Below are 26,446 nucleotides of genomic sequence, written 5' to 3' on the forward strand. Positions count from 1 at the left end.
CCGGGCGCGTGTCCAGGCTGACGGGGTGGTGGAGCCGGCGCGGCAGTGCGGCCAAGGTGGAGCTGTACACACGGTGGAGCTTCCACTTCTTCACGGTGATCGAGATCGGCTCCATCGCCCTGGTGCCGCTCTCGGAAGCAGGTGACGGCCTGACGGCCCGCCCCCTCGGCCTCCCCCTGGGCCTCGCGCTCGCGCTGTTCGTCTGCGCGCACGCCGTGCTGACCGCCGTGCTCTCCTCGCGCGCCCTGGACTGGGCCCTGGACCGGCGCGACCGGCCGGTCCGGCTCGCGACCGCGCTCGTCGTCCTGACGGCGGGCGGTGCGCTGACCGTGATCGCGCTGCGGGCCACGGGGGTGCTCACAGATCCCGCGGTCGGCACCGCCGTCGTCACCGGCATCGTCGTGTTCTCCCTGGGCGGCCTCGTGCTCTGCGTGCGCCGGCCCCGGCGCATGCTGTACGTCGTCCCGGCCGTCGCACTCGCGACCGGCGGCGCCATCGCGGCGCTGGGCCTCCATCCGGCCGAGGGCCTCGGCTCCGCGATCGGGATCCTCCTGGGCGGCTACGGCCTCGCCGCCGCCTGCGGCTTCTCCGGCTGGCTGATGAAGATCGTCTGGGAGCTGGAGCGCTCCCGCGACCTGAAGGCCCGGCTCGCGGTCGCCGAGGAACGGCTCCGCTTCGGCCGCGACCTGCACGACGTCATGGGCCGGAACCTGTCGGTCATCGCCCTCAAGAGCGAGCTCGCCGTCCAGCTCGCCCGGCGCGAACGCCCCGAGGCCGTCGACCAGATGATCGAGGTGCAGCGCATCGCCCGGGAGTCCCAGCGGGAGGTCCGCGACGTCGTACGCGGCTACCGCGAGGCGGACCTGCGGGTGGAGCTGGAGGGCGCCCGGGGCGTCCTCGGCGCGGCCGGGATCGACTGCGCCATCGCCTCGCCGTTCTCCCCGTCCTTCGGCCCGGCCGGGCCCGCCCTCCCCGACGAGGTGCAGTCGGCGCTCGGGTGGGTGGTCCGGGAGACGACGACGAACGTCCTGCGGCACGGGGACGCGCGGCGCTGCGCGATCTCCGTCCGCGAGGAGGAGGACGAGGTGCTGCTGACCGTGGAGAACGACGGGGCGGGGCAACCGGCCGGGGCCGGTACGCGGGAGTGTTCGGGGCTCGGGTCGGAGCTCGGGTCCGACAGAGGTGCAGGGCTCGGGTCCGACAGAGGTGCAGGGCTCGGGTCCGGTGGTGGTTCGGGGCTCGCGGGGCTCCGGGAACGGCTCGCGGCCGTCGGCGGGACCCTGGAGGCGGGGCCGGCCGGCGACGGGACCTTCCGGGTGGCGGCCCGGGTCCCCCTGCCCCGTACACCCGGCACGTCCGGTGCGAAGGTGGGCAGATGACCGTCCCCGCTCCCGCCCCCGTGCGCGTCCTGCTCGCCGACGACGAGCATCTGATCCGCGGCGCGCTCGCCGCGCTGCTCGGCCTGGAGGACGACCTCGTCGTCGTCGCCGAGGCCGCGACCGGCCCGGAGGCGCTCGCCATGGCCCGCGCCCACCAGCCCGACGTCGCCGTGCTCGATCTGCAGATGCCGGGCGCCGACGGTGTGACGGTCGCCACGGTCCTGCGGGACGAACTGCCCGGCTGCCGCACCATGATCGTGACCGGTCACGGCCGCCCCGGACATCTCAAGCGGGCCCTCTCCGCCGGCGTCCGGGGCTTCGTCCCGAAGACCGTCAGCGCCCAGCGGCTCGCCGAGATCATCCGCACCGTGCACGCCGGAAACCGTTACGTGGACCCGGAGTTGGCGTCCGACGCCATCGCCGCCGGTGACTCCCCGCTGACCGCCCGGGAGGCCGAGGTCCTCGAACTCTCCGCCGACGGAGCACCCGTCACGGAGATCGCCCGGCGCGCCTCGCTGTCCCCCGGAACCGTCCGGAACTACCTCTCCTCTGCCGCCGCGAAGCTCGGTGCCGAGAACCGTCACACGGCGGTGCGTCTCGCGCAGGCGAAAGGTTGGGTATAGTTAGCCCCGCGCTACGGCGCATGCGGACGTGGCTCAGTTGGTAGAGCATCACCTTGCCAAGGTGAGGGTCGCGAGTTCGAATCTCGTCGTCCGCTCCATGAAGAAGCCCCCCGGTCGATCCGACCGGGGGGCTTTCTCGTGCCCTTGGGTTGCTGCTAGAAGCTGTCGGACCAGGCCTCGCCGGTCAGAAGTTCGTACGCCTCCAGGTACTTGGCGCGCGTCGCGTCCACGATCTCCTGCGGGAGCGGCGGCGGGGGCGTCTCGCTCTTGCGGTCCCAGCCCGAGGCCGGGGACGTCAGCCAGTCCCGCACGAACTGCTTGTCGTACGAGGGCTGGGCGCGGCCCGGCTGCCACTGGTCGGCCGGCCAGAAGCGCGAGGAGTCCGGGGTGAGGACCTCGTCCGCGATGACCAGGCGGTCGCCGTCCGGGGTGCTCTCGAAGCCGAACTCGAACTTGGTGTCGGCCAGGATGATCCCGCGCTCGCGGGCGATGTCCCGGGCCCGCGAGTAGACGGCGAGGGTCGTCCGGCGCAGCAGCGCGGCCGTGTCCTCGCCGACCTGGCGGGCGACCTCCTCGAAGGAGACGTTCTCGTCGTGGTCGCCGACGGCGGCCTTGGTCGCCGGGGTGAAGATCGGGTCGGGCAGCTCGGAGCCGTCGCTGAGCCCCTCGGGGAGTTCGAGGCCGCAGACCGTGCGGGACTCGTCGTACTCCGCGAGGCCGGAGCCCGTGAGGTAGCCGCGGGCGACGCACTCGACCGGGACCATGTTCAGCGACTTGCAGACCAGGGTGCGGCCGGCCCAGTCGGCGGGGGCACCGGCCGGGAGCTCGGTGGAGAGGACGTGGTGCGGGACCAGGTCGGAGAGCCGGTCGAACCACCACAGGGAGAGCTGGGTGAGGACCCGGCCCTTGTCGGGGATCTCGGTGGGCAGGACCCAGTCGTACGCGGACATGCGGTCGCTCGCCACCATGACGAGGTCGCCCGCCTCGTTCCGGTACAGGTCGCGGACCTTGCCCGTGTGGAGATGGGTGAGGCCCGGGACCTGGACAGGTTCGGGCTTTTCTACGAATCCGGACACGGTTCCTCCGCGTAGGTTGATCCAGGAGCGTGTCCGATTCTCTCGCACGTTCGCTCGCGCGGAGACACGGGTACGACGTCCGGGGCCCGCGGCGGCCCCTCAGTCCCTCTTGCAGATCCGGTCGAGGAGGTTCGCGGTGGCGCGCTGGACCCGGGCGTCGACATGGCCCGGACGGTCCAGCGCCGGGGACCAGGCGAAGGTGCCGGAGGCGAAGACCCAGGCGCCGGACGGCGCCCTGTAGAGCGAGGTCTCCTGGTGGCGCACCGCTCCGTCGCCGTCCCGGTAGGGCGAGTGGGCCAGCAGGATGCGGCCCTGGTGCTCGGGGAGCGCGGTGCGCGGGAAGTAGCGGTCGGCCTCGCCCGCGACCATGCCGGGAAGCTCGTCTCCGTCGCCCGCCCCGGTGGCCTCCCAGAGCCAGTGCTCGGCGTTCCGCACGACCATCGGGTGCGGTTCGGGCACCCGGCCCGCGTACTGGATGCCGAGCAGCCGCTGTTCGGGCCGGTCGACCTCGCGCCAGAGAGCCGGGCGGCCGGGGCCGCGGCGCTTGCGGCAGGTGAGGAGGCGGTCCGGCACCCCCGACGGGGACGGGCCCAGCTCCACCTGCCAGTACATGGTGTTGGCGGAGAGGAAGACGAGGGACGTGCCCTGGTCGCGGGCGAGTTCGGCGGTCCTGCGCATCGGCGCCGACCAGTACTCGTCGTGGCCCGGGAAGACCAGGCCCCGGTAGCGGCTGGGGTCGACGCGGCCCGCGTGCAGGTCGCGGGTCTCCGCGTAGGCGAGGTCGTAGCCGTACCGCTCGGCCCAGCGGATGAAGTCGTAGGCGTGGCCGACGTGCAGGGGCAGGCCCGCGCCCGCGTAGGGGCGGTCGAAGGAGACGGTGGCGGCCGCGTCCTCCTCGCCGAGCAGCCGGCCCTCCTCGTCCCAGGCGTGGTAGAGGCTGGCGCCGGTGCGGCCGTCCTCCGGGTAGAGGTTGTACGCCTGCCAGGTCACGTCCGGGAGGACGAGCAGGAGGTCGGCCGGGTGGCTGTCGCGGACCGTGAAGGGGATGTGCGAGCGGTAGCCGTCGGCGGTGGTGAGGACCGCGACGTACGCGCCGATCGACCAGTACGAGGGGACCTGGAGCCGCCAGGACTGCCACCAGTGGTGGCAGGAGACCGTGCGGTCGGCGGTGAGCGGGGCGGGCTGGACGATCCCCGAGAGCCGCGGGCTCGTGGTGATCTTCGCGGCGCCGTCGCCGCCGTAGTGGCCGATCCGGTAGACGTCGACCAGGAACTGTTGCGGCGGGTCCACGGTGATGTGGAAGTCGATCGACTCGCCCGGCGCCACGGCCCCGGTCGAGGCGAAGCCCTTGATCTGGCGCTTGACGTCGTCGGCCGTGCGCGGGCCGCCGCCGCCACCGCGGGCCAGGATCTCGTCCGCGTACCAGGGGACCATCTGGCCCGTGTCGTCGAAGTAGTTCTCCGAACCGCGGAGCCAGGGCAGCGGGCCCTGCCCGAAGGGATCGCTCACGGCGTGCGCCAGCGCGCCGGACTCCCACCGTCTGATCTGCTCGGCCCCCATGCTGCGCCCCTCCCTCGACTCCCCCGGTCGGCTGGTCAGTGCCTCTGGTTCTTGCCTTTGTCAGTGACGGTCTCCAGCACATCACATAACGCACTCACTCCGTCACCGTTCGTCGTGAATTGGCGAGAGTGGAAGCCGGGGCTCCGGGACGGAGGGCTTCGAGGCGGGTCCGGTGCTCGTCCGGTGCTCGTCCGGGGCTTCGTTCGGGCCGGGCATTCAGACCAGGCGCACGGGCTTCTCCGCTCGGACCCCGGTGCGGGTGAGCCAGGCGCGCAGGGGCTCCGGATCGCCGTCCTCGACGAGGGCGAGGACCCGGGGGCCGAGGTCCACCGTGCGCTCGCCGCCGACGAGCAGGGCGGGCCCGTCGAGCCAGTCGAGGCCGGGGACGGCCTCCGCGGTGTCGACGGCCGCGCAGCAGACCATCGCGGTCACGTGGTCGGCGAGCAGGTCGCGGCCGGTGCGGGGCGGCTGGAGCGGGAAGAGCGGCAGGGGCCCGTCGGGGCCGCTGACGGCCGCGTGCGGGGTCGTGGCGCCCGGGGCCGGCGCGGCCGGCTTCGCCGTACTCGCCGTCTTCGCCGCCTCGGCGGCCGCACGGGTCTCCCGGGCGGCCTCCTCCCGCGCGAGGAGCGCGCTGAGCGCGGCGGCGAGGGCGTCGGCGGCGGGGTTGGCGTGCGGCTCGTCGTCGAGAACGCCGTCGAGGCTGTCGCCGGGAGCGTCGCCGCCGAGGCCGTCGTCACCGAGGCTCTCGTCACGCAGGCCCTCGTCGCCCGGACCGCCGTCGGTGGTGCCGGTGGTGCCGGAGGTGCCGGAGGTGCCGGAGGCGTCGGTGGTGCCGGTGCTGCTCGGGGCGGTCGGCGGGGTGGTGGACAGGTGGGCCATCACGCGGGTCAGCGTCGGCCCTTCGGAGGCCGTCCGGGACCCGGCGGTCGACCCGGCGACACCCAGCCGGTCGAGGACCTCGTGGAGCCGGGCCGCGTCCGTACGCCACTTCCGGTCGACGACCTCCTCCGGGTACTGGCTCCACTCCACCGGGGACCAGTCGGGGCCGGCCTCGGCCGGGCCGCCGTGGAACAGGCGGGCCGCGAGCAGCGAGGTCGCCTCGTCGACCGCGCCCGGCTCCTCCAGGAGGTCGCAGGCGGGGCGCTCGCCGAGCCGGGAGGAGAAGCCGTCCGCGAGCCGGTCGCGGCGGGAGAGCTCGGTCAGTGCGGAGACGACGCCCGCGTCGAGCTTGGCGGGCCAGCGGCCCATGCGCCAGGCGGGCAGCGCGACCCGGGTCAGGAGCCGGTCCCAGCCCGCGTACGCCAGGCCGACCTGCTCCTGGGCGACGATCCGTACGCCGTAGTCGACGGACTGCGCCCGCTCCGAGCCTGCGGCGGCGACACCGCGCTCCATCTCGGCGGCGTGCCCGCGGCAGGCGCGCAGCAGGACGCGGGCGACGTTCCCGACGCCGTGGGCACCGGCCCTGCGGAAGGGGTCGAGCCCGGGGGTGCCGGGGACGGCGACGGCGGCGTCGAGACCGCGGATGAAGCGGCGGGCGGCGGCTATGTCGGGGTGGGCGGCCGGTCCCGTACCGGCGACGACGGGAGCGAGGACCGCGCGCAGCTCGGCGACCCGCATCCACCAGAGGAAGGGGGAACCTATGACGAGGACGGGGGCGCCGTCGCCGTCGTGCGCCGTCCGGAGCGCGCGGTGGGCCCGGTGGGTGCGGTCCTCGAGCCAGCTGTCGCAGTCCGGCGTCAGGGCTATCGCGGAGGGCGCGGGGACGCCGAGCCGGTCGGCCAGGTCCCGCACGAGGCGGTACAGATCGGGGGCCGCGGTCTCGGAGAGCTCCACGGTGGGTGTGGCGGCCGGCCGGGCGCGGGCGACGACGAGGGCGACGGCCGTGGCGGCGAGGAGGACGACGACCGCGAGGACGGTCACGACCCAGCGGGCAGTGTCCCAGCCGGCCCCGGTGAAGTGGCCGGTGGCCCCGCCCGCGTACAGGACGACGGCCACCGCGGCGGGGAGCACGGCGAGGCCGAGGGCCCTGCCTCGGACACGGAGGACGGCGAGTGCCCGGGAGCGCGCGGCGCGCGCACCCCACTCCTCGCCGACAACGGCGCCGGTACCGGACACGCCGTACATCACCCCCTCCTGCCCATGTCGGGACTGCCTGTGGCGGTGTTGCTCACTCCCCCACTGTGGCACCCGTCACTGACATCGCAATGCCGGTGGGCCAAGTGCCGGAACGCCTCCGCCGCACCCTAGTTGGGGCGGTGGCAGGCGTCATCCGGATGGCCGAGCCGTCACTCGATGGAATGGCTTTGGGCAAAGGTGATGGCGCTCGTGCGGCCGTACGGTTCACCGCACGGCCGCACGAGAAGACGGCGGATCGCCGTGCCGGGTCAGGCCTCGGCGGCCTTCCGCGCGATGTCCGTACGGTGCTGCGAGCCGTCGAGCCGGATACGGCCGACCGCCGCGTACGCACGCTCGCGGGCCTGCGCCAGGTCCGTTCCGGTGGCGGTGACCGAGAGGACCCGGCCGCCCGCGCTCACGATCGCGTCGCCGTCCCGCTTCGTGCCCGCGTGGAGGACGTACGCGTGCGGGGCGTCCTGCTCCGCGATCTCGGCCAGGCCCTCGATGGGGTCGCCGGTGCGCGGGGTGTCCGGGTAGTTGTGGGAGGCGACGACCACGGTGACGGCGGCCTCGTCGCTCCAGCTCAGCGGCGCCTGGTCGTCCAGGGTGCCGTTGGCCGAGTTCAGCAGGACGCCGGCGAGCGGGGTCTTCAGCCGGGCCAGGACCACCTGGGTCTCGGGGTCGCCGAAGCGCGCGTTGAACTCGATGACCCGGACACCGCGGCTGGTGATCGCCAGACCGGCGTACAGCAGGCCGGAGAACGGCGTGCCGCGGCGGCGCAGTTCGTCGACCGTGGGCTGGAGAACGCTGTCCATGACCTCGTCGACGAGCTTGGGGTCGGCCCAGGGCAGCGGCGAGTACGCGCCCATACCGCCGGTGTTCGGACCCTCGTCGCCGTCGAGCGCGCGCTTGAAGTCCTGCGCGGGCCGGAGCGGGAGGACGGTGACGCCGTCGGTGATCGCGAAGAGGGAGACCTCGGGGCCGTCGAGGAACTCCTCGATGACGACGCGGTCGCAGGCGAGGGCGTGCGCACGGGCCTGCGCGAGGTCCTCGGTGACCACGACGCCCTTGCCGGCGGCGAGGCCGTCGTCCTTGACGACGTACGGAGCGCCGAAGGCGTCGAGCGCCTCGTCGATCTCCTCGGGGGTGGTGCAGACGTAGCTGCGGGCGGTGGGAACGCCGGCGCCGGCCATGACGTCCTTGGCGAACGCCTTGGAGCCCTCCAGCTGCGCCGCTTCCCGCGACGGGCCGAAGACCGGGATGCCGGCCGCGCGGACGGCGTCGGCGACACCGGCGACCAGCGGGGCCTCCGGGCCGACGACGACCAGTTCGGCGCCGAGCTCGGTGGCGAGGCGCGTGACGGCTTCGCCGTCCAGCTGGTCGACGGGGTGCAGCTCGGCGACCTCCGCGATTCCGGCGTTGCCGGGCGCGCAGTGCAGAGCGGTGACGTCGGGATCGAGGGAGAGAGAGCGGCACAGGGCGTGTTCGCGGGCGCCGCCGCCGATGACGAGGACCTTCACGCCAGCCAGGGTAGCCCGCTGGCCGGGATGCCCCTTGTGCGGGCCACCGAGCGAGACGCTCCTAGTCGTTCGTGTATTCCTCCACAACGGTGGCTCCGAGCTCGCGCACGATCAGGTCGTGCCCGGAAAGGGCGGAGTCGACGAGGTCGGGGTCGTCCTCCTCCGGCACGTCGTCCTCGGGCGCCACGGGCTGCGGCGCGGGCGGCGTGTACGCGGGCGCGGGGGCCTGCGCCGGGGCGGGGGCGGCCGCCTGCGGGAAGCCGCCCGCCGGGGCGGACTGCGCCTGTACGGGCGGGGGCGGCGGGGCCTGCTGGAAGGCGGGCGCGGGGGCGGCCTGCGGGCGGCCGCCGCCGAAGTTGGCCGCGGCGGGCGGCGGGGAGGCGCCGCCCGAGGGGTCGATGATCGCCTCGACCCGCCACTGCACGTTGAACTGCTCGGCGAGGGCCTGCTTGAGGACCTCCTCGCTGCCGCTGCTCGCGAAGTTGTCGCGGGCACCGGCGTTGAGGAAGCCGAGCTGGAGGGTGGTGCCGTCGAAGCCTGCCACCTGCGCGTTCTGACTGAGCAGGATCCAGGTGAAGCGGCGCCGGTTCTTGACGGCGTCGAGGATCTGCGGCCAGAGGTTCCGCACCTGCGCGGTGTCCCCGCCTCCCCCGGCGGCGGGGGCCGGGGCGGGCTGCTGCGCCTGCACGGGGGAAGGGGCGGGAGCCGCCTGGGCGGGAGCGGCCTGGGCAGGGGCCGCCGGGGCCGCAGCGCCGGGCCACGCACCGGGCGCACCGCTGCCGGGGGCGGCGGCCCCGGGCCAGGCACCGGGCCGGGAGACGGGGGGCTGGTCCTGCACGGGAGCGGCGGGGGCGGCAGCGGGCGCGGACTGGGGCTGCTGCGCGGGGGCCGGGGCGGGCGGGAGCGGGGCGGGGCCATCGGGGTGTGGGCCTCGGGCCCGGGCACGTACGCCATGGCGGGCGCGGACGCCGCGGGCGTGAAGACGGGCGCGGGCCCGGATCCGGCGGCGGCCCCGCGCTCCAGCCGGTCGAGGCGCGCCTGGACCGAACGCTCGTCGTCGAAGGCGGCGGGCAGCAGCACGCGCGCGCAGATCAGCTCCAGCTGGAGCCGGGGCGAGGTGGCACCGCGCATCTCGGTCAATCCTGTGTTGACGAGATCGGCGGCCCTGCTGAGCTCGGCGGCACCGAAGACCGACGCCTGCGCCTGCATGCGCTCGATGACGTCGACCGGTGCGTCGATGAGCCCCTTCTCGGCGGCGTCCGGCACGGCGGCCAGGATCACCAGATCCCGCAGCCGCTCCAGCAGATCGGCGACGAACCGGCGAGGGTCGTTGCCGCCCTCGATGACCCGGTCGACGACCTCGAACGCGGCGGCGCCGTCACCGGACGCGAAGGAGTCCACGACGGAGTCGAGCAGGGACCCGTCCGTATATCCGAGCAGCGAGGTCGCCATGGCGTACGTCACACCGTCGTCGGCGGCGCCGGCGAGCAGCTGGTCCATCACGGACATCGAGTCACGGACGGACCCGGCGCCGGCGCGCACGACGAGCGGCAGCACGCCGTCCTCGACGCGGGCGCCCTCGCGCCCGCAGACCTCGCCCAGGTAGTCCCGCAGGGTGCCGGGCGGCACGAGCCGGAAGGGGTAGTGGTGGGTCCGCGACCGGATGGTTCCGATGACCTTCTCGGGCTCGGTCGTGGCGAAGATGAACTTGAGGTGCTCCGGCGGCTCCTCGACCACCTTCAGGAGGGCGTTGAAGCCCGCCGAGGTGACCATGTGCGCCTCGTCGATGATGTAGATCTTGTACCGGCTGGAGGCGGGCCCGAAGAAGGCCTTCTCCCGCAGGTCACGGGCGTCGTCCACACCACCGTGGGACGCGGCGTCGATCTCGATGACGTCGATCGACCCCGGCCCGTTCCGCGCGAGGTCGCGGCAGGACTGGCACTCGCCGCAGGGCGTCGGCGTCGGGCCCTGCTCGCAGTTCAGACACCGGGCGAGAATGCGCGCACTGGTCGTCTTTCCGCAGCCGCGGGGCCCGCTGAACAGGTACGCGTGATTGACCCGGTTGTTCCGCAGGGCCTGCTGCAACGGGTCGGTGACATGCTCCTGCCCGATGACCTCGGCGAAGGACTCGGGGCGATAGCGGCGGTACAGCGCGAGAGACGACACGTATACGAGGTTATAGGCGCCCACCGACAACCCGGGAAAAACCACCGGACGGGACCTGACGCCGCCACCACTCACACCCCGCGGGAACCGCCGCGGGAACCCCCGCCCGGACCACTGGCCGGAGAACGCAAGCGCCCCCCACGCACCCGCCAGAGCCAACCTACCCTTGCTGCCTTCCGGCCCTGGGGGAGTTCAGTCAGATAGCGCCGCGTGAGGGGCTCCGCCCAGCGTACCCGATCCCAGCAGCCCCACGCCCCACCCCTCCCCTCGCCCCCTCCCCAGCACCCTCCTCGCCCCTCCCCAGCACCTCCCCGGCACCCTTCCCCGACACCCCCGCCGACTCCACCGGACCCCGGATCGAATCGAGTGATCGAATCGAGTTCGCGAGCACCCTCCTCGGTCATGTAATGTTCCGAGCGGAGGATTCGCCTAGAGGCCTAGGGCGCACGCTTGGAAAGCGTGTTGGGGGCAACCCCTCACGAGTTCGAATCTCGTATCCTCCGCCAGCTCAGAGGGCCGGATCGCGTAAGCGGTCCGGCCCTCTGGCGTTCCCCGTCGCGGGCATTCTCGCGCTCCCCGTCGCGGGTGCGCGGCGTTCGCCGGCAGGCGACAGCCGCCGGGCGGGGGCGCGCGGGCGCATACTGGTGGGGATGACAAAGCCTCCCGCGCCGAAGCGCCACTTGCCGACCAGTCCCTTCAAGGCCCCGGTCGCCCATCCGCCCAAGGAATTCGCCGTGGGCGACCAGGTCACACACGACATGTACGGCCTCGGCCGAGTGATCGGCATCGAGGACGGAGTCGCAGCACTTGTCGATTTCGGCTCGCTGCAAGAGCGGATCCTCAGCCCGTACACCAAGATGAGCAAGCTGTAGAACCTGCTGCGCCGTCCCCGGCGCGGCAGCTTCAGAGGGCCGGACCGCATCAGCGGTCCGGCCCTCTGGCGTTCACGCGGCGACTGCCTGGAAGTCGCCGAGGGCGCCCTCCAGGAGGTCGAAGACGTGAGCCGCCTCGGGGGCCAGGGTGGCGGCGATCAGGTCGTTCGACCGGCCGGCCAGGGTCAGCTCCTGGATCCGCCGGAAGAGCAGCCGGTGCGCCGCTCCGAGGAGCGCGGCAGCCGCGCGAGGGGCGATGGACGTGGCCTCGGTCTCGGTCTCGGTCTCGGCGTCAGCGACGGTCTCCGCCAGGGCGACGGCCAAGGCCTCCTCGCGCTGGTCGTGCAGGTCGCGCAGGCGGGCGGTGAGGGTGGGGCTGTCGGCGACCATGCGGGCGAAGTCAGGGCCGGCGAAGCCCGCGACAGGGTTGCGCGCGTCGAGTGCGGCGGTGAACTCCCGGCGCAGCGCGGCCAGCGGAGACTCTCCCTCCGCGCGGCCCGCGACCGCGACGGCCAGGCTCGCGGTGAACTGCTCGTGATGGTCGAGGGCCAGGTCCTCCTTGCGCGGGAAGTAGTTGGTGACCGTCTTCTTGGCCACCCGGGCCGCGGTCGCGATCTCGGCGATCGTCGTCTGCTCGAAGCCCTGCTCCAGGAACAGTCGGGTGGCGTGGTCGGAGATCAGCTGCCTGGTCTCCTGCTTCTTGGACTCACGGAGTCCCATGCTCTCGGTACCCATGAGGGAATCTTACACTCGTAGCAAAATTACGCTTGACGAACCTTGGTGGTCGCGCGTAAAGTTACGTCCGTCGCAAAAATCTCTCCGAGGAGTCACCCTGAACGTCACCACCTCCACCCTCTCCCTCACCGTCGCCGACGTGAACGCGTCGCAGGACTTCTTCACCACCCACCTCGGCTACCAGGTCGCCATGGCCGCGGACGGCTTCGCCTCCCTGACCCGCGACGACGCCGCCGCCGACATCGTGCTGCTCCGGCAGGGCACCGAGGTCCTCCCCGCCGAGCAGCGCGACCAGCGGGCGTCCGGCCTGATCCTGGCGCTCACCGTCAGTGACCTCGCCGAGCACGAGGCCCGACTGTGGGCGGCGGGCGCGCCGATCACGATGCCGCTGCGCGAGGAGCCGTGGGGCGAGCGCCTCTTCCAGCTGACCGACCCCAACGGCGTCGTCATCCAGCTCGTCGAGTGGGTCACCCCGTCGGGCGACGAGGCCGGGGCCGGGACTTGGGACGGAAGCGGTACCGGGACCGAGGCCGGAGCCGACGCCTCCTGAGCACGAAGAAGGGCCCCACCGGAAACGGTGGGGCCCTTCTTCCGTTCCTCCCCACTACACGAGGCAGGGCGGCATTCCAGGCCGACCTCGCGGTCGACGGGGTGGCTCGTCCGCATCGAGGCGTCGGTGACCCGCTGCCAGGAGGCGTACTTGGCGTACAGCCGATCGGCGTCCAGGGCCGAGGAGGTTGCCGTACTTGGCGAGGTTCCGCTTCTTCAAGAGCCCGCGGTGCCGCATCCGCGTCCGCTGGGACCAGACTCGCCGTCAGAGACTGGCCGAGCGAGCGGGGGCCGCGATGATCGATCCGCACGACTCCGCGGCAGTGCCCACGGACGTGCCGGCGGTACCCGGCAGCGCGACTGCAGCGATGAAGGGGAGCAGCGCACCCCTGCACGCAGGCGTACCGGTGATCATTCCTACGAGGAGGCCGGATGCCCGGCGAACCCGATCGTGGCCACGTAGACCGTGATGCGCCCGAGGGTGCCGGAGCCGTGGAGCACTCGCCGCTCCGGCTGATCCTCGACCGACGCCGTAGCCGACCGCCCGAAGGACGCTCTCCCGAACGGCCACACCCAGCTGATCCAGTCCGCCTTGAACAGCCAGATGGAGACCAGATCCGCGAAGTATTCGCGAGCCGAGCCGAGTTCACGGACCCGGGACTGCTGCGCGGCGAGCGAGGCGGCACTGGTAGCCGCCAGGGGCAGAGGGCCTGGCCTCCCGGGTTGACGGTCTCTGGACCTGGCCGGAAGCGCGGGCGGACAGGTACGGCGGAAGGTGTCGCTGGCACCGGAAAGGGCTTCGTTCACCGGTTAGAGGGGTGATGGGAGGGAGGGACGTTCCTGCGGCCATCGGTGTGTAGTGATGCCGATACTTTCTGTGATGACCTTCCGGTTCGACCAGACAGGGGTTATCGATGAGGAAGTTGGCGACTGCGGTGGTGGCCGCGGGGCTGTTCTTCGGCGGGATGGGGGTGGCGGTGGCCGACTCGTGGCACGGATTGACGATGACTACGACGGGCGCCGAGTTCAAGGGTTCCTACATGTGGGAGCCCCAGCTGCAAAAGCATGGCGGGCTCCGCGCAAAGGGGAATCTGAAGGACACCTCCAATGGCGACGGGCACAACGTGTACCTCCGGGCGAAGGTCAAGGGGCACCCTTGGATGCGCATCAAGGGTGCCCAGAAGAGGACCATTCCCATCGACTACACGTTCTACGACGGTGCACAACTCCTGACGACTCAGGTAGAGCTTCAGACATGCCGAGATCGCGGATCACTGCGGCCGGACAACTGCTCGACAAACAAGGTGTTCACGCGGCGATAGTCGACGGTTCCGGGGGCCGCCGGGGCGGCCCCCGTCCTCTAGGGAGTGCACACCACGATGGACGCCATCCTCCGCGCCGAGAGCGTGGATCTCAGCTATGGCATGCACCAGGCAGTCAGCAGCGTCGACTTCACGCTTAAGCGCGGCGAAGTAGCCGCCATCATGGGCAGCAGCGGATCAGGTAAATCATCCTTGCTGTACTGCCTAGCCGGAGTGCTTCCACCTTCAAGCGGCATCGTAACTTTCGACGGGATCGAACTCTCATCCCTACCCGATGGGGAGCTAAGTGCCCTGCGCCGTACACGCCTGGGGTTCGTGTTCCAGTACGGGGAACTACTCCCGGAGCTAACCGCCGAGGAGAACGCGGCTCTTCCGCTCCGCCTTGCTGGGATCAGCAAGACACATGCTCATGCGATGGCTGGCCAAGTACTGGGCCGTCTTGGGATGGGCGACTTGTTGCGGCGCCGGACCTCAAAGCTGTCGGGAGGCCAAGCACAGCGTGTAGCGGTTGCGCGAGCTCTGGTCCACCGGCCAGACGTGGTGTTTGCGGATGAGCCGACCGGGGCACTAGACAGCGCCAATGCGGCAGCGGTTCTGGCTGAGTTCCTGCAGCTGGCGCGGAGGCAGAAGACAGCCGTGGTCATCGTCACCCACGATGTAAACGTCGCGGCAAAGGCCGATACGCAGTACACGATGTCGGACGGTGTCTTGGCCCAACGGGTGGCAGTGTGAACACATTCCTCCTCGGAATGCGTCTGGTATGGGGCAGCGGCCGGAGAGGTCGGGCACGCTTCCTCTTGATGGCAATCGGCTCCGGGCTCGGCGCAGCGTGCCTTGCCGCTGCCCTCACCATTCCGTCGATCATCGCTGCGCACGATGCTCGCGCAGCCAGCCGTGAACCGCGACCGGGCCCGAACAATCATTTCGTTTACCAAGAGTTCCGCGATCCGTTTGGATCAACGCCACTCCATCGGGTATTCGTCGCTCGTACGAAGCCTGGCCCTACACCAGTGCCGCCAGGCATCAATAGACTTCCCCGAGCTGGCGAGACCATCATCTCGCCGAAGCTCGCCGAAGCCCTGGAAGCACACCCCGGCACCGCTGGTCTCGTTCCTGGCCGTGTGATTGGGATGATCTCGCCGGAAGGGTTGGGTGGCTCCGAAGAGCTCTACGCCTATGTTGGCACCACTCCGGCCGAGCTCCCCCAAGCAATCCCGCTCGGCAGTTTCGGCGCCAAGCACCCTTGGCACGAACTCATCGATGAATCAACGCTCGACATCCTGCGATTCACCCTCGGGTGCATCGTGCTGCTTCCCCTCGTCATCTTTCTCTCCGTCTGCGCAAGGCTCTCCGGAGAGTCCCGGGCTCGTCGGCTCGCCGCCCTTCGGCTCGTCGGGCTCAGCGTGAAGGACACGCTGCGGGTCAATGCCGGGGAGAGCGTGGCCGCCGCGTTTGTAGGGGCCGTGCTCGGGGTCGTCGGGTATCTCGGGGTCAATGAGGTCATGGCGCGGGTCGGGCTGCCGGGGCTGCATTGGTATCCGGCCGACGGGCGGCCCGAGGCGTCGACCGTGGCCGTGTGTCTGCTCGGGTGTCCGGCGCTCGCGTGGGTCGTGGGGCAGTTCAGTGCGCGGCGGGCAGCCCTGTCGCCGATCAGCGTCCGGCGGACCGGGGAGCGCAAACCTCCGAGGATGTACGGAACATTGCTGCTGATCCCGGGACTCGGGGTCATCGGCGGGTATTGCGTGCTCAGTGTGATGGGCCGCGACCCGTCCGGGGGTTCTGCCAGTTCCGTGCTTGTACCCGGCGCCGTGCTGCTGACCGGTGCCGGGCTCGTTTTCGGTTTGGCGCCGATCACGGCGTGGCTCGCGCGGCGGCTTGCCGGAGTGTCGAAGTCGCTTCCTGTGGCGCTGGCGATGAGGCGTACGGAGGTCGATCCCGGTTCGTCACTGCGGGTGGTCACCGGGCTGGTCCTCCTCGTGTTCGGCGCGTCGCTCACGCAAGGTGTGCTCGTCGAGCTGGACCAGGTCAGTCGGCGGACGACTCCCGTCCAGGAGTACAACATCAGCCTCAGCGAACTGAGCCCCAAGCAAAGGCAACAGCTCACGCAGGTGCCCGGCGTGCGGATGCAGATGCTCACGTACAGCTCATGGGCTCCCATGGACGGTGAATGGCAGCCGCGCCTGGACCTGGTGGTCGCCACCTGCGCCCAGCTCGCCGCAACCACGCTCCGGGCACAGGGCTGTGTGGACGGAAAAGCCATGCAGCTGCACGATGCCAATGCGGCATACCCGGACGACCCTCAGCCCGGTGACCGATTCCCTTTCGAGACGCGCGACAGGCGAAAGATCACGCTTACCGTCCCCCACGAACGCGTCGACATGACCGCGTACCAGCCGTCCGTCTTCCGCACCGCTGCTCTGCTCGTGCCGCCTGCTCTCGCACCTCCGAACCTGCTGGATTCGGCCGGCACTCTGACGCTGGCCAGCGACGCCGACCCCGCCACCATCCGGGCCGTCCTCGACGGTGTCGGGGCCATTGCACCGACCGCGGCCGTCGATCCTGTCGGGATCGTGATCGACTCGCTTGCGCAGCTCACCGTGATTCGCAGTCTGCTCGCCGTCGGGATGGTGCTGGGGTTGGTCATCGGGGTCGCCGCGTTCGTCGTGTCCGTGGCCGATCGGGCCATGGAGCGGCGGGGGCAGGTGACCGCGCTCGCCCTCTTGGGGGCTCGGGCCGGGACGCTGCGGGTTGTGCAGGTCTTGCAGGTCGGGTTGCCGCTCGTCGTGGGGTTGGGGGCGGCCATCGTCACCGGGTGGCTTGCCGAGTCCAGTTATCTGATCACCGGGGGCGGCGCGGTCCACTGGGACTGGGAAGGGCTGCCGCTGCTCCTCGCCTGCGCCCTGGGCGTGCTGGTCGTCGCCGCCCTCGCCTCCGTGCCCATGGTCCGGCGGCACATCGACCCCGAGCACATTCGGCGGGACTGATCTCGTGGCCGGCGATGAGTTCCGGGTGCAGCGGGGGTCATACCTTCAGTTGCCCGCCTCACCCAGGAGATCACCATGGCCGAGAACACCCCCAAGGGACCCGCCAGCTACTTCCCCTCCATCGAGAAGAAGTACGGGCGGCCGGTCTCCGAGTGGCAGGAGCTCATCCGTGCCTCGCCGCTCAGCAAGCACATGGAGCTCGTCTCCTGGCTCAAGGCCGAGCACGGGCTTGGGCACGGGCATGCCAATGCTCTCGTCGCCCATACCCTGGCGGAAGGTAAGTAGGGTACGGCGGCTCAGGCCGCCAGTTCGTGGGCCGCCGTCCGGTGGTGGACTCGCGGCACCAGGGTCAGGGTCGCCGCCGCGGCCGCCGTGCCCGCCAGCAGGGCCGTCCACCACAGGACGTCCGGGCCCAGCGTCGTGTACGCGGCCACGCCCGCGGTGAGGGCCGCGAAGCGGGCCACGCCCCAGGTCCAGCTGAAGGCGCCCTGGTAGCGGCCCCGGGCGTGTGCCGGGGCCAGGTTGGCGACGACGCTCGCCGCGATGCCGGCGACCACGACCTCGCCGAGCGACCAGACCACGACCGACACCGTGTAGCCGACGATCCCGTCCGCCAGGCCCGTGAGCGCCACGCCCACCGCGATCAGGACGCTGCCGGAGCTCTGCACCGCGAGCTGCGGCAGCCCGGCCAGCCGGGCGGTCACGAAGGGCTGGAAGGCGACCACCAGGACCGCGTTGACCGCCGCCATCGCCCCGTACACCGCCGGGGAGAGGCCGCTGTCGCGGACCGCGAGCGGCAGCGCGACCTCGGTCAGCGAGTACACGAACAGCTGGATGCCGAAGAGCGGGAGGAGCAGCAGGGCCAGGCGGTCCCGGAGGACCACTCCGTAGCCGATTCCGTCCTTCTTCCCCATGGCCTTCGCGTGGGTCGGTTCCTTGAGGCGGGTGGCCACCACCACCGCGTACAGCAGCATCGAACCCGCGTCCACCGCGAACAGCAGCCAGTAGCCGTGGGCCGCCAGGTAGCCGCCCAGGACGCCCGCCACCGCGGTGCCGATGTTCACTCCCCAACCGAAGAGGGCGTACGCGCGCCGGCGGCGGTCGCTGTCCACCGCGTCGGCCAGCAGCGCGGACGCCGCCGGTGACACCGTGCTGCCCGCCGTGCTGATCAGCAGCGACGCCGCCGCCATCGTCCACACCCCAGGGGCCAGGAACAGTGCCCCCTGCGCCGCCGCCGCGCCGATCAGGCCGATCAGCATCGTCGGACGGCGGCCGATGCGGTCGGCGAGGATGCCGCCGACGGCGGGGCCGATGAGGTTGCCCGCGCCGAGGGCGCCGAGGACGTACGAGGTGTCGGCGCCGGTCACCCCTCGCGACGCGAGGAAGAAGACCAGGAACGGCGTGACGAGGTAGCCGAGGCGGTTGACGATCGTTCCGGCGAAGATCGTCCAGACGACGGGCGGGAGACCGCGGAAGGAGGAGGGCATGGGGGGAGTCTGTGGGTGCTCCTGCCTCCCCCTCCAATGATTAAGCTCAGGACGAATCCATTACGCATCTCTTCGCCGTGTCGCGCCGACCAGGACGGTAACTCCATGGAATCCGGGCTCCGTTTCTCCGCCGCCGACCTCGCCCAGACCCGCTTCGCCGTCTCCCCCATGTGGGAGGTCGTCACCAGCTTCCGCCTCCTCGCCCGGCAGCCCGGCGCCACCGGCACCTCCCACCACCGGCGTTGGGTCGCCCAGGTCCGGCCCCGGCTCGTCCGGGCCGGGCTCGACCGCGGCTGGCTCGCCACCCTCGTACCCGCCCACGGCTATCTCGCCGACTTCCTCAACCCCACCCCCACCGGCCCCTTCCCCACCCTCGAAGCCGAGCTCGACGCCATCCGCCGCACCCCTCCCGAGCAGGTACGCGACGACCTCAGGCGCCTCGGCGTGGAGGTCGGCGACGGCCCCCGCCGCCGACTCCTGCACGAGGCCCCCGAAGCCGCCCTCCGCAAGGTCGCCGACGAGATCGACACGTACTGGGAGATCGGTCTCGCGCCCTACTGGGCCCGCATCCAGAAGCTCCTGGAGGCCGACGTCTTCCACCGGGCCCGCCAGGTCGCGGAGCACGGTTCGGCCCGGGTCCTGAGCGAACTCCACGAGACCGTACGGTGGGACGACGGCACCCTGCGGCTCGTACGCCGCCACTGCGCGCTCACCCGCGACAAGGCCGGCTCCGGGCTCCTCCTCATCCCCTCGGCCTTCGCCTGGCCCAAGGTCCTCACCCGGTCCGTCCACCCCGATCCGCCCCAACTCGCCTACCCCGCGCGGGGCATCGGCACTCTGTGGGAACCCCGTACGACCGCCTCCGCGGACGCCGTCGCCGCCGTCCTCGGGCGCTCCCGCACCCTGCTCCTCACCGAGCTCGACACCCCGGCCTCCACCACGCAGCTCGCCACGCACTGCGGCCTGTCCGCGGCCGGCGTCTCCCAGCACCTCATCGCCCTGCGGAACGCCGGCCTCGTCACCGCCCACCGCAGCGGGCGCTCCGTCCTCTACGCCCGCACATCCATTGCCGATCAACTCCTCGACCAGGGAGGATCGTGCGATGGCTGATTCTCTGTCCTCTTCCTGCAGCGAGCCGGGCGAGCCCGTCGAGCGGGTCGTCGTGGCGCGTGACGGCGTGCGGCTGTCCTGTCACGACTGGGGAGGCACCGGGGCCGACGTCCTCCTCCTCCACGGGCTCGCCGGGCACGCCGGTGAGTGGGACGTGACCGCCCGCGCCCTGCGGGACGCCGGACACCGCGTCCTCGCCCTCGACCAGCGCGGGCACGGAAGCAGCGAGCGGCGGCCCGAGGACGTCTCGCGCGCCGCGTACGTCGCCGATGTCGTCGCGGTGGTGACGGAACTCGGGCTCCGACAGCCCGTGTTGGTGGGGCAGTCCCTCGGCGGGCACACCGCCCTGCTCACCGCCGCCGCCCATCCCGGGCTGCCCCGCGCCCTCGTCCTCGTCGAGGCCGGGCCCGGCGGATCGGAGCCGGGTGTCCAGGCGGGCATCGCGGAGTGGTTCGCCGACTGGCCGGTGCCCTTCCCGACGCGGGAGGCGGCCGTCGCGTACCTCGGCGGCGGCAAGCGGCTCGTCGGGGAGGGCTGGGCGAGCGGGCTCGAGGAGCGCGGCGACGGGCTGTGGCCCCGCTTCGACGCCGACGTCATGGTCCGGTCGCTCGACGACAACGCCGCCCGCGCCTTCTGGAGCGAATGGGCGGCGATCACCTGCCCCGTCCTCGCCGTCCTCGGGCAGGGTGAGGAGGGCGGGATCATCGGGGCCGAGGAGTACGCGGAGATGGCCCGGCTCCTGCCCGGACTGCACGGCGTCAGCGTGCCCGGCACCGGGCACGACACGCATCTGGAGCGGCCCGAGGTGCTGCACTCGCTGGTCACGGGCTTCCTGGGCGGCTGAGCCGCCGGGTCGGGCCGGACGGTGACCGGGCACTCGGCCCCGGGGATCGCCCCTCGCCCCCTCACCCCCTCGCCCCCGTCCCCGTCCCCCGTCCCCTGCCCCTCGCCGCCCTCGCCGCCCTTGCCCCCTTGCCCCCTTGCCTTGGAGTGCACTCCAATTCCTACAGTGCGCGCATGCGCTATCGAACACTCGGCGGGACCGGGATCGACGTCAGCACCTACTGCCTCGGCACCATGATGTTCGGTGCCGTCGGCAATCCGGACCACGAGGACTCCGTACGGATCATCCATGCCGCCCTCGACCAGGGCATCAACTTCGTGGACACCGCCGACATGTACTCGGCCGGCGAGTCCGAGGAGATCGTCGGCAAGGCCCTGCGCGACTCCCGGCGCCGCGAGTCGACCGTCCTCGCGACGAAGGTGTACTTCCCGATGGGCGACGAAGGCCCCAACAAGGGCGGCCTGTCACGGCGTTGGATCACCCGCGCCGTCGAGAACAGCCTGCGGCGGCTCGGGACCGACTGGATCGACCTCTACCAGGTCCACCGGCCCGACCCCCGCACCGACATCGAGGAGACCCTCGACGTCCTCGGCGACCTCGTCACGCAGGGGAAGATCCGGGCGTTCGGCTGCTCCACCTTCCCCGCCGAGGAGATCGTCGAGGCGCACGCCGTCGCCGACCGGCGCGGGCTGCGCCGCTTCCGCTCCGAGCAGCCGCCGTACTCGCTGCTCGCGCGGGGCGTGGAGGCCTCCGTGCTGCCCGTGGCCCAGCGGTACGGGATGGGGGTGCTGACCTGGAGCCCGCTCGCGTCCGGCTTCCTCACCGGCCGGTACCGCAAGGGCGCGCCGATCGACCTGACCAGCGGGCGGGCCGCGCTCAACCCGCACCGCTTCGACCCCTCGCTCCCCGTCAACGCCGCCAAGCTCGACGCCGTCGAGGAGCTCGTCGCGCTGGCCGACGAGATCGGGTGCAGCCTGCCCGAGCTGGCGATCGCCTTCGTGACCGCGCACCCGGCCGTGACCTCCGTGATCATCGGGCCGCGCACGATGGAGCAGCTGGAGGGGCTGCTGAAGGGGGCGCCGGTGGTCCTCACGGACGAGATCCTCGACCGGATCGACGCGATCGTGCCGCCGGGGACGAACATCTACCCGCCGGACGGCGTCTGGCGCCCGCGCGCCCTGACGGAACCCGCCCTGCGCCGACGGCCGTTGGAGGAGCGCGCGGCGGGTTGAGCGGGAGGGTGGCCGAGCGGGTGGCCGAGCGGGTGGTGGCGGGCCCGGCGCCACCCCGCACCACGCGGCTCGCGGCTCCCGTCTCGCGGCTCGCGTCTCGCGGCTCGCGTCTCGCGGCTCGCTGGGGCGGATGTGCTCCGCTCCGGCCGCGCCTGAATCCATGCTGGCCGCATGAGTGAGACGCGTACGAGAACGATCGGCGACGCAGAGCGCCGGGCCCGGCTCGCGGTCCGGCACCGGCTGGCCGGGGCCGCGCGGGCGGAGAGCGCCGAGGAGGTCGGGGACTCCTTGGTGGCGCTGCACGGGACGGACCCGGCGAGCGTGTTCCTCGCGGTGGGGGCGCGGCTGGCGGGCGAGGCCGGGCCGGTCGCGCCGGTCGAGCGGGCGCTGTACGAGGAACGGTCCCTGGTCCGGATGCACGGCATGCGGCACACGCTCTTCGTCTTCCCGTCCTCTCTGGCGCCCGCCGTCCAGTCCTCGACGACCCTTCCCGCTGCCGTCCGCGAACGCACCATGCTGCTGCGGCACTTGGCGGCGGGAGGCTCCTTCGACGAGGCCTGGCTCGTGGAGACCGAGCGCCTGGTCCTCGCCGAGCTGGCCGTACGGGGGGAGGCGACCGGAGCCGAACTGGGTGCGGCCGTACCGAGGTTGAGGGAGACGTACGTGTACGGGCCGGGCACCCGCCAGGAGGGCGTCCAGTCCGTCGCGAGCCGGGCGCTGCGGGTCCTCGGCATGGAGGGGCGGATCGTCCGGGGGCGGCCGCAGGGGACGTGGACGTCGAGCCGGTTCCGCTGGGCGCTCGCCGAGGAGCACCCGGCGGTGCCGGCGGCGCAGGCGCGGGCCGAGCTGCTCGGGCGCTGGCTGGCGGCCTGCGGGCCGGCGACCGAGGCGGACCTGAAGTGGTGGACGGGGTGGAAGGTCACGGACGTGCGCGCGGCACTCGCGGCGGTCGGGGCGGTGGCGGTGACCCTGGCCGACGGGACGGGCTTCGTCCTGCCGGACGACCTCGGACCCGTACCGGCGCCGGAGCCCTGGGCGGCGCTGCTGCCGGCCCTCGACCCGACGGCGATGGGCTGGCAGGCCCGGGACTGGTACCAGGACCCCGGGCACCGGGCCGCGCTGTACGACCGCAGCGGGAACATCGCGCCGACGGTGTGGTGGGACGGCCGGATCGTCGGGGTCTGGGCGCAGCGGCCGGACGGCGGGATCGTCCACCGGCTCCTGGCCGACGTGGGCGGGGAGGCGGAGCGGGCGATCGGGGCGGAGTCGGCGCGGCTGGCGGGGTGGGTGGGGGACGTACGGGTGACGCCCCGTTTCCGCACCCCGCTGGAGCGGGAGCTGGCCGCGTCCTGATCACCGGCGCCTACTCACTGTCGTCGAGCCCGGGGACCCCCAGGTCGGCGAGGCCGTTGAGGACGAGGTCGACGGCGACCGCGGCGAGCAGCAGACCCAGGAGCCGGCCGAGGAGCTCGATGGTGGTGCCTTGGGCGCGGCGCAGGACGCCGGCGAGGAGCAGGACGCAGGCCAGGTCGAGGGCGATGACGGCCGCGTAGGCGAGGACGACGGTCGAGCGCCAGGCGAAGGAGTCGCCGGAGGCGCCCCCGAGGAGGATCGCCGTCATGGCGAGCGGGCTCACCACGTACGGCGTGAGCAACTCGCGCACGCCGCTGACCAGGTCCGGGGCGTCCCGGTGGACGCTGACGGGGCCGATGTGGAAGCCGAGGACGAGCCCGAGGGCGTAGAGGAAGAAGATGACCCCGCCCGCGAGCATGAGCGCGGGCGTACTGATGTGGAAGAGGTTCAGCAGCCACGGGGCCGTGATGCCGGTGCCCAGCCCGACGAGGACGGCCAGGCCCGAGGAGACGAGGGCGACGGAGCGCAGCTGGCGGGCGGAGTGGATCTGGGCGAGGCCGGCGAAGGAGAGGAGCACCTTGGGCGGGCCGACGACGGAGAAGAAAGCGATGAAGGCGGTGGAGAAGCTGAGTGCGTGCACCCTGGAATCATGGGACGCCCGGGTGATTTCTCCCGTTTTTCCGGCCGAATCCCGCGCGGTGTCGAGAACCGCCTCCCGGCTCCGACTCTCCTGCGAGAGGCAGTACCGGACACGGATACGAGGAGGACGTCATGAAGTACCTGGTGATGGTGCAGGGCTCTCAGGTCGACTACGAGGCGATGGTGGGCAACGGTTCCGCCGCGAGTCCCGCCTGGAGCAAGGCGGACCTCAAGGCGATGTTCGACCACATGAACACGATCAACACCGAGCTGACCGCCAACGGCGAGATGCTCGACGGCCAGGGCCTCGCCGCCCCGTCCACGACCCGCTTCGTGACGGTGGACGGCGACGGCAGGCCGGTCGTCACGGACGGCCCGTACGCGGAGACCAAGGAGGTCCTCGCCGGCTACTGGCTCCTCGACTGCGCCTCCCTGGAGCGCGTCACGGAGATCGCCGCCCAGGTCGCCCGCTGCCCGGCCCCGGCCGGCTCCCCGGAGTACGCGGTGGTGATCCGCCCGGTCGACGAGCGGGGTCCGAGCCAGGACTGAGCAAGGACCGGGCCAGGACCGAGCGGGGCCACGCCCCGAGCCCCGAGCGCTCCCTCCGCAGGGATCTCTCGGGGCTTCGGCGTACGGACCCACGTCTTTCGTCCGACTTTCACATTGCCTCCCCGTCCGTCCGTTGCGGACGTTACGGTTCCCCTGAGGCGTACATCACATCGCGAGGGGTCCGGGGGGACGCATGCAGGAGATGTCCAAGGGAGCGAACATCGGGCTGACCGCCCTCAGCGAGGACGCCGGGGCGGTGATCGTCAGCCTCAGTTGGAGCAGCGCGTCCGGCGACGGCGACGCGGACGTCTCCGTACTGCTCCTCGACGGCAGCGGCAAGGTGCGGGGGGACACCGACTTCTACTTCTACAACCACCCCGCCGCCGATGACGGCAGCGTGCAGCTGCTGGGCAAGGTCCCGACGGAGAACGGCAGCGAGGACCGGATCAGCCTGGACCTCACGGCGATCCCTTCGGACATCGTCACCATCGTCGTGGCCGCGAGCCAGTACGGCGGCGCCCGTTTCGGCGATCTGGACGACCTGCGCATGGCGGTCACCGACCGCTCGGGCGAGGCCCTTCTCGGCTTCTCCATCACGGACGCCACCGTCGAGACGGCCTTCATCTTCGGCGAGCTGTACCGCCGGAACGACGAGTGGAAGTTCCGTGCCGTGGGTCAGGGCTACGAGACCGGTCTCACCGGTCTCGCCACCGACTTCGGCATCACCGTCGTCGAGGACGACGAGAGCGACGAGGCCGACGAGAGCGACGCCGCGGGTACGAGTACGGCAGCGGAAGCAGAGGCGGACACGGGTGCGGAAGCGAGTACGGGCACGGATACCGGTGCCCGTACGGCTCTCGCTCCTCAGGCTCCCCGTGCCGGCTCCGGCGCCGTCGCTCTTCCCGCCCAGGCGACCTCCTCCGCCGACCGCGTCGCGGACGGCCCCACCCCGCCCGGCGGGAATCCCGAACCCGCCCGGCGCCGGGGCACGCGGACGGCCAAGAAGAAGGTCACTCTCCCCAAGGCCACGAAGAAGTCCCTGGCGGAGAACGACTCCTGGAAGCCCGCCCGGCTCTTCCCCGTCCCCTCCTACAAGAGCGATCGGGAGCGCGAGGTGCGCGCGACCTCGGTGCTCCTCTCCGTGATGGCGGAGGTGCCGGAGTTCGGCCGTCGCCTCACCGCGGGTTTCGGAGCCCCCGCGGGCCGGATGCAGACGTTCACCGAGGTCTCCCTCCCGCACGGCGACACCCCGAAGCGCCCGGACGGCGTCATCCGGGTGGAGCGGGCCGGGAAGCTCTGGACCGCGCTCGTGGAGACCAAGACCAACGGCAACCCGCTGAAGTCCGAGCAGGTCCAGAACTACATGGACATCGCCGCCAGGCGGGGGTACGAGGCCGTCATCACCCTCTCCAACGACGTGGCCCTGGAGGGGAGTCCGCTCGTCGACGTGAAGACCGACGGGCGGCGCAAGCACAAGGTCTCGCTCTGGCACCTCTCATGGGCCGAGGTTGCCCATCAGGCGCAGATGCTGATCCGTCACGAAGGTGTGGGGAACGCCGCCCACGCCTGGCTCCTGCAGGAGCTGCTCCACTACCTCCAGCACGAGAACTCCGGTTGTCACGGCTTCCAGAACATGGGGCCGTCGTGGGTGCCCGTGCGCAACGGCATCGACTCCGAGACCCTGTGCCAGGGCGACCCGCGCGCCGTGGAGGTCGTGGAGAGCTGGGAGCGGCTCATCCGCCAGGTCTGTCTGCGGCTGGGCGGCGAGCTCGGGCAGAAGGCGCTGCCCGTGCAGCGGGCGAAGCGGGGCACCGACCCGAAGTCACGGCGTACGGAACTCGCCGACCGGCTCTGCGAGGAAGGGAAGCTCGCCGCCGAGCTGCGTGTCGACGGCGCGCAGAGCATCCTGGCCATCACGGCGGACCTCCGCACCGGGAAGATCCGTACGTCCATCGACGTCCCCGCACCGGAGGGCGCCTACCCTCTCTCGGTCGCGAAGCGGCTCCTGCGGGGTCCTGGACGAGGCCCCAGCCGACCTGCATGTCGAGACCCTCGTGGAGGGGCGGAGCGGGACCCGCGGAACCCTGGAGCGGCTACGCCCGGAGCCCGGCGACCTGCTGCCCAAGGACGGCGCGGCCATCACCGGCTTCAGGCTGTCGCTCTTCAAGGGCATGGGCGGCAGCCGGGGCGGTACGGAATCGGGGTTCATCCGCAGCATCGACGAGGCCGTCGACCGTTTCCACGCCTCGGTCGTCGCGCACGTGGGCCAGTTCGAGCAGCGGCGGACCTCCCGTGGCAAGGCCGCCGCTGACGCTTCAGGAGCTCGCTGAG

General features: G+C 72.0%; 22 protein-coding genes, 2 tRNA genes and 1 other RNA gene. 16 read left to right on the top strand and 9 right to left on the bottom strand.

Translation table 11 applies throughout. The annotated features are described in order from the left end of the window. Window positions 1–8 precede the first annotated feature (8 nt). The 3 genes from DEJ46_RS18875 (at window position 9) to DEJ46_RS18885 (ending at window position 2,100) form a co-directional block, all read left to right on the top strand. The gene (locus tag DEJ46_RS18875) at window positions 9–1,379 is read left to right on the top strand and encodes a sensor histidine kinase (protein ID WP_150267978.1); all 1,371 of its coding nucleotides are present in this window, start codon (window positions 9–11) and stop codon (window positions 1,377–1,379) included. Continuing rightward, window positions 1,376–2,002, top strand: a complete 627-nt coding sequence (locus DEJ46_RS18880; RefSeq protein ID WP_150267981.1) for a response regulator transcription factor — start codon at window positions 1,376–1,378, stop codon at window positions 2,000–2,002. The genes DEJ46_RS18875 and DEJ46_RS18880 overlap by 4 nt, the downstream gene beginning before the upstream one ends. Window positions 2,003–2,024: 22 nt before the next feature. Then, window positions 2,025–2,100: transfer RNA gene (locus tag DEJ46_RS18885), tRNA-Gly, on the top strand. Between the two features lie 57 nt (window positions 2,101–2,157). On the opposite strand, the gene DEJ46_RS18890 is transcribed toward DEJ46_RS18885, so the two are convergent. The 6 genes from DEJ46_RS18890 to ffs form a co-directional block, all read right to left on the bottom strand. Beyond that, window positions 2,158–3,078 (bottom strand): phosphoribosylaminoimidazolesuccinocarboxamide synthase, encoded by a 921-nt coding sequence (locus DEJ46_RS18890; RefSeq protein WP_150267983.1) that lies wholly within the window; start codon window positions 3,076–3,078, stop codon window positions 2,158–2,160. A 99-nt stretch (window positions 3,079–3,177) separates the two neighbouring features. Then, window positions 3,178–4,638 carry a N,N-dimethylformamidase beta subunit family domain-containing protein gene (locus DEJ46_RS18895; protein ID WP_150267985.1) on the bottom strand — a complete coding sequence of 487 codons (1,461 nt, stop codon included), beginning with the start codon at window positions 4,636–4,638 and terminating at the stop codon, window positions 3,178–3,180. A gap of 216 nt (window positions 4,639–4,854) precedes the next feature. Continuing rightward, window positions 4,855–6,762 carry a hypothetical protein gene (locus tag DEJ46_RS18900; protein ID WP_150267987.1) on the bottom strand — a complete coding sequence of 636 codons (1,908 nt, stop codon included), beginning with the start codon at window positions 6,760–6,762 and terminating at the stop codon, window positions 4,855–4,857. A 260-nt stretch (window positions 6,763–7,022) separates the two neighbouring features. Then, on the bottom strand, window positions 7,023–8,273 hold the full coding sequence (gene purD, locus DEJ46_RS18905; protein WP_150267989.1) for a phosphoribosylamine--glycine ligase: 1,251 nt from the start codon (window positions 8,271–8,273) through the stop codon (window positions 7,023–7,025). Between the two features lie 111 nt (window positions 8,274–8,384). Continuing rightward, on the bottom strand, window positions 8,385–10,514 hold the full coding sequence (locus tag DEJ46_RS18910) for a DNA polymerase III subunit gamma and tau (RefSeq protein ID WP_411757763.1): 2,130 nt from the start codon (window positions 10,512–10,514) through the stop codon (window positions 8,385–8,387). A gap of 49 nt (window positions 10,515–10,563) precedes the next feature. Continuing rightward, an RNA gene (ffs, locus tag DEJ46_RS18915) (signal recognition particle sRNA small type) lies at window positions 10,564–10,662 on the bottom strand. Window positions 10,663–10,857: 195 nt separating this feature from the next. Between ffs and DEJ46_RS18920 the strand changes: the two genes are divergently transcribed. Further along, window positions 10,858–10,945: transfer RNA gene (locus DEJ46_RS18920), tRNA-Ser, on the top strand. Between the two features lie 144 nt (window positions 10,946–11,089). Continuing rightward, window positions 11,090–11,311, top strand: coding sequence for a hypothetical protein (locus tag DEJ46_RS18925; RefSeq protein WP_150267991.1), 222 nt, complete (start codon window positions 11,090–11,092; stop codon window positions 11,309–11,311). Between the two features lie 72 nt (window positions 11,312–11,383). Here the strand turns inward: DEJ46_RS18925 and DEJ46_RS18930 are convergent, their stop codons facing one another. Next, entirely contained in the window at window positions 11,384–12,046 is a 663-nt protein-coding gene (locus DEJ46_RS18930; protein ID WP_223834774.1) for a TetR/AcrR family transcriptional regulator, read from the bottom strand. 97 nt (window positions 12,047–12,143) lie between these two features. Here DEJ46_RS18930 and DEJ46_RS18935 point away from each other — a divergent pair, with 97 nt between their 5' ends. From DEJ46_RS18935 to DEJ46_RS18960, 5 genes are all read left to right on the top strand, one after another. After that, entirely contained in the window at window positions 12,144–12,596 is a 453-nt protein-coding gene (locus tag DEJ46_RS18935; protein ID WP_150274554.1) for a VOC family protein, read from the top strand. 913 nt (window positions 12,597–13,509) lie between these two features. Further along, window positions 13,510–13,917 carry a hypothetical protein gene (locus DEJ46_RS18945; protein ID WP_150267992.1) on the top strand — a complete coding sequence of 136 codons (408 nt, stop codon included), beginning with the start codon at window positions 13,510–13,512 and terminating at the stop codon, window positions 13,915–13,917. Window positions 13,918–13,974: 57 nt separating this feature from the next. Further along, entirely contained in the window at window positions 13,975–14,649 is a 675-nt protein-coding gene (locus tag DEJ46_RS18950; protein ID WP_150267994.1) for an ABC transporter ATP-binding protein, read from the top strand. 17 nt (window positions 14,650–14,666) lie between these two features. Further along, complete coding sequence (locus tag DEJ46_RS18955; RefSeq protein WP_150274556.1) at window positions 14,667–16,901, top strand: FtsX-like permease family protein; 2,235 nt, start codon at window positions 14,667–14,669, stop codon at window positions 16,899–16,901. A 75-nt stretch (window positions 16,902–16,976) separates the two neighbouring features. Next, window positions 16,977–17,186, top strand: coding sequence for a DUF4287 domain-containing protein (locus DEJ46_RS18960; protein WP_150267996.1), 210 nt, complete (start codon window positions 16,977–16,979; stop codon window positions 17,184–17,186). 11 nt (window positions 17,187–17,197) lie between these two features. Here DEJ46_RS18960 and DEJ46_RS18965 read toward each other — a convergent pair whose 3' ends face one another. Then, window positions 17,198–18,388: an MFS transporter gene (locus DEJ46_RS18965; RefSeq protein ID WP_150267998.1), complete on the bottom strand. Its 1,191-nt coding sequence runs from the start codon at window positions 18,386–18,388 to the stop codon at window positions 17,198–17,200. Between the two features lie 105 nt (window positions 18,389–18,493). Between DEJ46_RS18965 and DEJ46_RS18970 the strand changes: the two genes are divergently transcribed. The 4 genes from DEJ46_RS18970 (at window position 18,494) to DEJ46_RS18985 (ending at window position 22,927) form a co-directional block, all read left to right on the top strand. Continuing rightward, window positions 18,494–19,498 carry an ArsR/SmtB family transcription factor gene (locus DEJ46_RS18970; RefSeq protein WP_150268000.1) on the top strand — a complete coding sequence of 335 codons (1,005 nt, stop codon included), beginning with the start codon at window positions 18,494–18,496 and terminating at the stop codon, window positions 19,496–19,498. Beyond that, window positions 19,491–20,342 carry an alpha/beta fold hydrolase gene (locus DEJ46_RS18975; RefSeq protein WP_150268002.1) on the top strand — a complete coding sequence of 284 codons (852 nt, stop codon included), beginning with the start codon at window positions 19,491–19,493 and terminating at the stop codon, window positions 20,340–20,342. Before DEJ46_RS18970 ends, DEJ46_RS18975 begins: the two co-directional genes overlap by 8 nt. 173 nt (window positions 20,343–20,515) lie before the next feature. Continuing rightward, window positions 20,516–21,574 (top strand): aldo/keto reductase, encoded by a 1,059-nt coding sequence (locus DEJ46_RS18980; RefSeq protein ID WP_150268004.1) that lies wholly within the window; start codon window positions 20,516–20,518, stop codon window positions 21,572–21,574. Between the two features lie 171 nt (window positions 21,575–21,745). Further along, window positions 21,746–22,927 carry a winged helix DNA-binding domain-containing protein gene (locus DEJ46_RS18985; protein WP_150268006.1) on the top strand — a complete coding sequence of 394 codons (1,182 nt, stop codon included), beginning with the start codon at window positions 21,746–21,748 and terminating at the stop codon, window positions 22,925–22,927. Between the two features lie 10 nt (window positions 22,928–22,937). On the opposite strand, the gene DEJ46_RS18990 is transcribed toward DEJ46_RS18985, so the two are convergent. After that, window positions 22,938–23,567, bottom strand: coding sequence for a MarC family protein (locus DEJ46_RS18990; protein WP_150268008.1), 630 nt, complete (start codon window positions 23,565–23,567; stop codon window positions 22,938–22,940). Window positions 23,568–23,698: 131 nt separating this feature from the next. Here DEJ46_RS18990 and DEJ46_RS18995 point away from each other — a divergent pair, with 131 nt between their 5' ends. Then, window positions 23,699–24,115, top strand: a complete 417-nt coding sequence (locus tag DEJ46_RS18995; RefSeq protein ID WP_150268010.1) for a YciI family protein — start codon at window positions 23,699–23,701, stop codon at window positions 24,113–24,115. A gap of 202 nt (window positions 24,116–24,317) precedes the next feature. Continuing rightward, complete coding sequence (locus tag DEJ46_RS19000) at window positions 24,318–26,426, top strand: TerD family protein (protein WP_411757764.1); 2,109 nt, start codon at window positions 24,318–24,320, stop codon at window positions 26,424–26,426. The last annotated feature ends 20 nt before the right edge of the window (window positions 26,427–26,446 follow it).

Origin of the sequence: Streptomyces venezuelae, from assembly GCF_008642375.1 — a bacterium.
Classification (GTDB): Bacteria; Actinomycetota; Actinomycetes; order Streptomycetales; family Streptomycetaceae; genus Streptomyces; species Streptomyces venezuelae_G.